Source organism: Flavobacterium sp., from assembly GCF_044368625.1.
In the GTDB taxonomy this organism is placed as follows: Bacteria; Bacteroidota; Bacteroidia; order Flavobacteriales; family Flavobacteriaceae; genus Flavobacterium.
Genome location: NZ_JBIPPD010000168.1, coordinates 1 through 7,289, shown reverse-complemented (window position 1 = coordinate 7,289; position 7,289 = coordinate 1). Strand labels below are relative to the sequence as shown.

Below are 7,289 nucleotides of genomic sequence, written 5' to 3'. Positions count from 1 at the left end.
AAGATCTCAACCGCAATTAGAATTCAGTTCTGACTTATTTTCAGCATAAAGTTGAAATATTGACCTGTTTATAGGCAGTTACAATGCTTATTTCTAAAATCGTCAAAACTTTCGGATAGCAATGAATCAAAATAAAAAAAAACGGTTTCCAAAACTATTGAAAACCATTTTAAAAAATTATGTCATCAGTAATTTAAACTTGTATCACGCCCAAATTAAATTTCTTTTCGATTGGTGCATGATTCGCTGCTTCAATTCCCATTGAAATCCAAGTCCTCGTTTCTAATGGATCAATAATGGCATCAGTCCATAATCGAGCTGCAGCATAGTAGGGCGACACTTGGGCATCGTATTTGGCTTTGATTTTATCAAAAAGTTCTTGCTCTTTCGCCTCGTCGATAATTTCTCCTTTTGCTTTCAAAGACGAAGCTTCAATTTGGGCCAAAACTTTAGCTGCTTGAGTGCCTCCCATAACGGCCAATTCGGCACTTGGCCAAGCAAATATCAGTCGGGGATCATAGGCTTTTCCGCACATTGCATAGTTTCCAGCTCCGTATGAATTTCCTACAATCACTGTGAATTTTGGTACGACAGAATTGGAAACAGCATTCACCATTTTGGCTCCATCTTTAATAATACCGCCGTGTTCAGATTTTGATCCAACCATAAATCCGGTAACATCTTGAATAAATACAAGTGGAATTTTCTTTTGATTGCAATTGGCAATAAATCTTGTGGCTTTATCTGCAGAATCCGAATAGATAACTCCTCCGAATTGCATTTCCCCTTTTTTGGACTTCACCACTTTTCGTTGATTGGCTACAATTCCCACAGCCCAACCGTCAATTCGAGCATATCCCGTAATAATCGTTTGACCATAACCGTCTTTATAAGCTTCAAATTCAGAATTATCCACCAAACGATTGATAATTTCCATCATATCGTATTGTTCATTCCGTGCTTTTGGCAATATTCCATAAATATCTTTTTCATTTAAAGCTGGTTTTGTCGCTTTAATACGATTATAGCCTGCTTTTTCGTAGTCGCCAATTTTGTCTACAATATTTTTAATTTTGTCCAAAGCGTCTTTGTCGTCTGTGGCTTTATAATCAATTACGCCCGAAATTTCGCAATGCGTGGTAGCACCACCAAGTGTTTCATTGTCAATAACTTCACCAATAGCAGCTTTTACTAAATAACTTCCTGCAAGAAAAATACTTCCCGTTTTGTCTACGATAAGTGCTTCGTCGGACATAATAGGTAAATAAGCACCACCGGCAACACAACTTCCCATTACGGCTGCAATTTGTGTGATACCCATACTACTCATAATGGCGTTGTTTCTAAAAATACGTCCAAAATGCTCTTTGTCAGGAAAAATTTCGTCTTGCAAGGGCAAATAAACACCGGCACTGTCTACTAAGTAAATAATAGGAAGTCGGTTTTCCATTGCGATTTCTTGTGCACGTAAATTCTTTTTTCCAGTGATTGGAAACCAAGCGCCTGCTTTAACAGTTGCATCATTAGCGACTACTAAACATTGTTTCCCACGAATATATCCCATTTTGATCACCACACCTCCCGATGGACATCCACCATGTTCTTCATACATTCCTTCTCCTACAAAAGCACCTATTTCGATGCATTCGGCTTTTTCATCCAACAAATAATCAATGCGTTCTCGAGCGGTCATTTTACCTTCGCTATGAAGTTTAGCAATTCGTTTTTCGCCACCGCCTAATTTGACCTTGGTAAGTCGGTGCTTTAAATCGGAAACTAATAATTTATTGTGGTCTTCGTTTTTGTTGAAGTTCAAATCCATAGTTTGAGTACATCTTTAATTTAATAGTAAAAGGGCTTATTTTTTGAGTGGCTAAAGTACGAAAACGTTTGAAAACCTGAAACGAAACTATCAAATGCTTCAATAAATTTAATCTTGTAAATATTTACATTGATTTAATATTGGCTTAACATTGGAAATATACCTTTGCCGAGTAAAAAAAGAAACGATGAGCATCAACAGCATTTTCCAGTTTTTAGTACCGAAAGATAAGAAATTTTTCCCTTTATTTGAACAAGCAACAACCAATCTGATTCTTATGGCTACGGCTTTGCACGAAGTAGTAAATCTGCCAGTTGAAAAACGAAATGAATTGTTTCAAAAAATTGAAGAATTAGAACAAATAGGTGAGGATATTGCTCGTCAAACGAACCTCGAATTGAGTAGCAACTTTATTACTCCATTTGATCGCGAGGATATATACTCTTTGAGTACTGCTATTGATAATATTGCTGGAAATATTCACGGAGCGGCAAGTAGAATGAAAATCTATCACGTAGATAAAATCACGAAATCCATTCGAAAATTAACTGAAATTAATTTAGAAGCTTGTTTGCAAATAGATATCGCTGTTCGTGAATTGCGAAATCTTAAAAATTTAAAAAACATTACCGACGCTTGCGCAAAAATCAATAAATTAGAAAACAAATCGGATACTGTTTATGATAAAGCAGTAGCAGACATTTTTGAAAATGAAACCGATGTCAAGAACATTATTAAGTACAAAGAGGTATTGTCAACATTAGAAACTGCAGCAGATAAATGCAAAAGTGCTGCAAACGTTTTAGAGTCGATTGCTGTAAAACATTCTTAAATTATTTAGTTGATTTAATCCGACATTCCTCACATGACTTTACTTATTATAATTATTGTTCTTGCTCTAATTTTTGATTACATAAACGGTTTTCATGACGCAGCAAATTCAATTGCAACCATCGTAGCTACCAAAGTTTTAAGTCCTTTTCAAGCCGTTCTTTGGGCTGCTTTCTTTAATTTCATCGCTTATTTTATCTCCAAATATTGGATTGGAGAGTTTAAAATTGGTAATACTATTGCCAAATCGGTGAATGAAGATTTTATTACTTTAGAAGTAATTTTGGCCGGACTTATTGCTGCAATCATTTGGAATTTATTGACTTGGAAATTAGGAATTCCATCTTCTTCTTCGCATACATTGTTAGGAGGTTTTATGGGTGCTGCATTAGCAAAAGCGGGTGCATTAGCAGTAAATGGCGTAGATGTTGTGAATTACGTGAAAGTAATTCCAACTGTAGCGTTCATCTTTTTGGCACCATTAATTGGTATGACCATCGCTTATTTTTTGACCATCCTGATTATGATTATTTGCCGAAAGGTCAATCCAAGTAAAGCAGACAAATGGTTTAAAAGAATGCAACTTGTTTCCTCTGCACTTTTTAGTTTAGGTCACGGTGCAAATGATGCTCAAAAAGTAATGGGTATTATTGGAGCAGCAGTAATTTATTACCACTTAAAAGTCGATTTTGATCCAAATTATCTAAATGCACCCGATACGTTTAAGTACTTTGTTGAAGATTATGCATGGGTGCCTTTTGTGAGTTTTACAGTTATTGCAGCTGGAACAATGAGTGGCGGTTGGAAAATTGTAAAAACAATGGGTTCTAAAATTACAAAAGTAACTTCTCTTGAAGGAGTAAGTGCAGAAACAGCTGGTGCAATGACCTTGTACTTATCAGAATTCTTTGGAATTCCAGTTTCAACAACGCATACAATTACTGGAAGTATTATTGGTGTAGGTGTTACAAAACGCGTTTCTGCTGTACGTTGGGGTGTTACCATCAATTTACTTTGGGCGTGGATTTTAACAATTCCTGTCTCAGGAATTATCGCAGCGTTAATTTACTACGCAGTAACTTTATTTCAGTAGTCAAATCTCTAAACCAAAGTACCTTATCAATTTTTTTTCATAAATTGAGATTTATATTTCTTTAATAAGTTTTTATTTTTGATTTCTTAAAAAAATACAAAGTACTTTGAATAGCAAATACTTTGCAATAAAGCAGCAATTTCAGATAATAAACTAAAAGCTCATTAATTTAATTGATGTAATATTATTATTTGAAGTTGCATTCAATTATTTGAATTTCCCCTCAAACCGTGTTGAAAATCTCAACCTAGAAACGTATTTTTGTAGATTAAATTTAATCTTCAACCTGTATTATCAGGATTTTTAAAAAATGCAAAAATACATCAGCCAACTTAACGATGCCCAACAAGCGCCAGTGCTCCAAAAAGATGGGCCTATGATTATTATCGCAGGTGCAGGTTCTGGCAAAACACGCGTGCTAACCATCCGTATTGCTTATTTGATGAGCTTAGGGGTAGATGCTTTTAACATATTGGCCCTCACTTTTACCAACAAAGCTGCAAAGGAAATGAAAAACCGAATTGCAGCAATCGTGGGATCAGCAGAAGCCAAAAACTTATGGATGGGAACATTTCACTCTGTTTTTGCAAGGATTCTTCGTTCGGAAGCCGATAAATTGGGTTACCCTTCCAATTTTACAATTTACGATACACAGGACAGTGTACGACTCATTTCTGGAATTATCAAAGAAATGCAATTGGACCGCGACATTTACAAACCCAAACAGGTTTTGGGAAGGATTTCTTCCTATAAAAATAGTTTGATTACTGTAAAAGCCTATTTTAATAATCCCGAACTTCAAGAAGCCGATGCTATGTCTAAAAAACCGCGTCTAGGTGAAATTTACCAAAACTATGTGGAGCGTTGTTTTAAAGCTGGTGCGATGGATTTTGACGATTTATTGTTGAAAACCAATGAATTGTTGAATCGATTTCCGGAAGTTTTGTCGAAGTATCAAAATCGTTTTAGGTATATTTTAGTAGATGAGTACCAAGATACCAACCATTCACAATATTTGATTGTTCGTGCTTTGTCTGATAAATTTCAGAACATTTGTGTAGTAGGTGATGATGCACAAAGTATTTACGCGTTTCGAGGTGCGAATATCAACAACATTTTGAACTTCCAAAAAGATTATGAAAATGTGAAAACGTACCGATTGGAACAAAACTACCGTTCGACCAAAAACATCGTAGAAGCAGCCAACACGATTATTGATAAAAATAAAACAAAGTTGGATAAAATTGTTTGGACAGCCAATGATTTGGGACCAAAAGTCAAAGTCCAACGAACGATTACCGACGGTGAAGAAGGTAGGTTTGTGGCTTCGACCATTTGGGAACAAAAAATGCAAAACCAGCTTTCCAATGGAAAATTTGCCATTTTGTACCGCACCAATGCCCAATCACGGGCGATGGAAGATGCTTTGCGAAAACGTGATATTCCCTACCGAATTTATGGAGGTTTGTCGTTTTACCAGAGAAAAGAAATCAAAGACGTTTTGTGTTATTTGCGACTGGTTATCAATCCAAATGATGAAGAAGCATTGATACGGGTTATTAATTTTCCGGCGCGAGGCATTGGCGATACCACGATTGAAAAACTTACAATTGCCGCCAATCACTACAAGCGTTCGATTTTTGAAATCATGCAAAACATTGACAAAATCGACTTAAAAATCAATGCAGGAACCAAACAGAAGTTGCAAGATTTTGTAACGATGATTCAGAGTTTCCAAATTATAAATGAAAATCAAGATGCATTTTTCTTGACCGAACATGTAACCAAGAAAACAGGATTGGTACAAGAATTAAAAAAAGATGCCACACCCGAAGGAATTGCTAAAATTGAAAACATTGAAGAACTTTTAAACGGTATCAAAGATTTTATCGAAGGTCAAAGAGAAATTGATGGAGCAAGAGGAGCCCTTTCAGAATTTATGGAAGATGTTGCTTTGGCCACCGATTTAGACAAAGATACGGGCGATGATGATCGAGTGGCTTTGATGACGATTCACTTGGCCAAAGGCTTAGAATTTCCTTACGTTTTTATCGTAGGATTAGAAGAAGATTTGTTTCCAAGTGCGATGTCGATGAGTACAAGAAGCGAACTCGAAGAAGAACGCCGTTTGTTTTACGTAGCATTAACACGTGCCGAACACCAAGCGTATTTAACCTATGCTCAATCCAGATACCGTTGGGGAAAATTAACCGACAGCGAACCTTCGCGGTTTATCAATGAAATCGACAGTCAATACCTAGAATATTTATCACCTGAAGAAACCAATTACCGGTATAAACCAATGATTGATTCGGATATTTTTGGCGATGTCGATAAGTCAAAATTGCGTCAGTTTAAGCCCGTTGCGGGAACTGCTCCGAAATATGTTTCTCCAGAAGACCCTAAAACCTTTGGCAGTATTCGAAAGTTAAAACCGATTGCAAGTCCAACAAAGACTGCAACTTCGGGAGCCAATTTATTTGATGGGCCTTTGTCACCTGGAACTAAAGTGATGCACGAACGTTTTGGAAAAGGCGAAATTTTAAGCCTTGAAGGAGCAGGAGGTGACAAAAAAGCAGAAATTAATTTTGAAGTCGGCGGCATTAAGAAATTACTGTTGCGTTTTGCAAAATTGGAGATTTTGGAGTAAATTATTGGTTTTCAATCCATAGTTTTAGCTGGTTTTTATATGTTTCGCCTACAGGGATTAAACCTAGTTCATGCCGAATACTATTGCCTTCAATCGCTCTTATTTTATCTAATTGAATAATATATGATTTATGGATTCGCATAAATTTCTTAGACGGCAATTTCTGTATAAAGTCCTTTAAAGTTTCATGCACAATTAATCGTTCCATAGCAAGATGAATGCGAATATAATCGCTCAGTCCTTCTATAAAAACAATTTGATCGGGATCCAATCGAATTTGCTTTCCATCTGCTTTTACAAATAAAATGCGTTGTGTATTTTCTGTTGAAAATGCTAAAAATTTAGTAATGGCTTTGTGAAATTTATCAAATGAAATGGGTTTTAAAAGATAATCTATGACTCTAAATTCGTAACTTTTTAAAGCATAACTCGGATAGGCTGAAGTAATAATAAAATGAGTGTCTTTATTAAACATTTCCATCATTTGAATACCTGAAATTTCGGGCATTTGAATGTCAATAAAAATCAAATCGACTTTGTTTTTTTGTAAAAATTCGACCACCTTGAATGCGTCTGTGGTAGCCAAAACAACATCTAATTGAGCTATTTTCGAAGCATAATTTTCTAATAAAACTATAGCTAAAGGTTCGTCGTCTAAAATGACACAGCTGATTTTTCTCATAATTGAATGATTAATAAACTTCTAAAAAAATTTGATTCGTTAGTAACTGTCCATTCATATTTTTTGGGATAATAATAATCCAAACGTTTTCGCAAATTTTCAAATCCAATTCCCGAATGTTCGTCTTTTAATGAGTCGTTGCATTGATTTTCAGATAAAATAGTCCACTTTTTATCACGACAAGTTACAGCAATTAGCGCAGGCTTTTCTA

Annotated in this window: 5 protein-coding genes and 1 pseudogene; 3 read left to right on the top strand and 3 right to left on the bottom strand. The window is 35.6% G+C overall.

What is annotated here, in order from left to right:
- Positions 1–193: 193 nt before the first annotated feature.
- On the bottom strand, positions 194–1,822 hold the full coding sequence (locus ACIQ2X_RS11930; RefSeq protein WP_396179140.1) for an acyl-CoA carboxylase subunit beta: 1,629 nt from the start codon (positions 1,820–1,822) through the stop codon (positions 194–196).
- A gap of 187 nt (positions 1,823–2,009) precedes the next feature.
- Between ACIQ2X_RS11930 and ACIQ2X_RS11925 the strand changes: the two genes are divergently transcribed.
- From ACIQ2X_RS11925 to ACIQ2X_RS11915, 3 genes are all read left to right on the top strand, one after another.
- A complete protein-coding gene (locus ACIQ2X_RS11925) occupies positions 2,010–2,654 on the top strand; it encodes a DUF47 domain-containing protein (RefSeq protein ID WP_396179139.1) in 645 nt (214 codons plus the stop codon).
- A gap of 33 nt (positions 2,655–2,687) precedes the next feature.
- Complete coding sequence (locus ACIQ2X_RS11920; protein ID WP_396179138.1) at positions 2,688–3,746, top strand: anion permease; 1,059 nt, start codon at positions 2,688–2,690, stop codon at positions 3,744–3,746.
- Between the two features lie 310 nt (positions 3,747–4,056).
- Positions 4,057–6,396 (top strand): ATP-dependent helicase, encoded by a 2,340-nt coding sequence (locus tag ACIQ2X_RS11915; RefSeq protein ID WP_396179137.1) that lies wholly within the window; start codon positions 4,057–4,059, stop codon positions 6,394–6,396.
- Position 6,397: 1 nt separating this feature from the next.
- Here the strand turns inward: ACIQ2X_RS11915 and ACIQ2X_RS11910 are convergent, their stop codons facing one another.
- Complete coding sequence (locus ACIQ2X_RS11910) at positions 6,398–7,078, bottom strand: LytR/AlgR family response regulator transcription factor (protein WP_396179136.1); 681 nt, start codon at positions 7,076–7,078, stop codon at positions 6,398–6,400.
- Positions 7,075–7,289 (bottom strand): annotated as a pseudogene (locus tag ACIQ2X_RS11905) (histidine kinase); the annotation flags it as partial. The gene ACIQ2X_RS11910 and the pseudogene ACIQ2X_RS11905, both read right to left, overlap by 4 nt.

What these genes read in the sequence shown, in the direction of transcription:
- ACIQ2X_RS11920 (WP_396179138.1), top strand. Translation starts at nt 2,688, where the DNA reads ATGACTTTACTTATTATAATTATTGTTCTTGCTCTAATTTTTGATTAC.
- ACIQ2X_RS11930 (WP_396179140.1), bottom strand. Translation starts at nt 1,822, where the DNA reads ATGGATTTGAACTTCAACAAAAACGAAGACCACAATAAATTATTAGTT.
- ACIQ2X_RS11925 (WP_396179139.1), top strand. Translation starts at nt 2,010, where the DNA reads ATGAGCATCAACAGCATTTTCCAGTTTTTAGTACCGAAAGATAAGAAA.
- ACIQ2X_RS11910 (WP_396179136.1), bottom strand. Translation starts at nt 7,078, where the DNA reads ATGAGAAAAATCAGCTGTGTCATTTTAGACGACGAACCTTTAGCTATA.
- ACIQ2X_RS11915 (WP_396179137.1), top strand. Translation starts at nt 4,057, where the DNA reads ATGCAAAAATACATCAGCCAACTTAACGATGCCCAACAAGCGCCAGTG.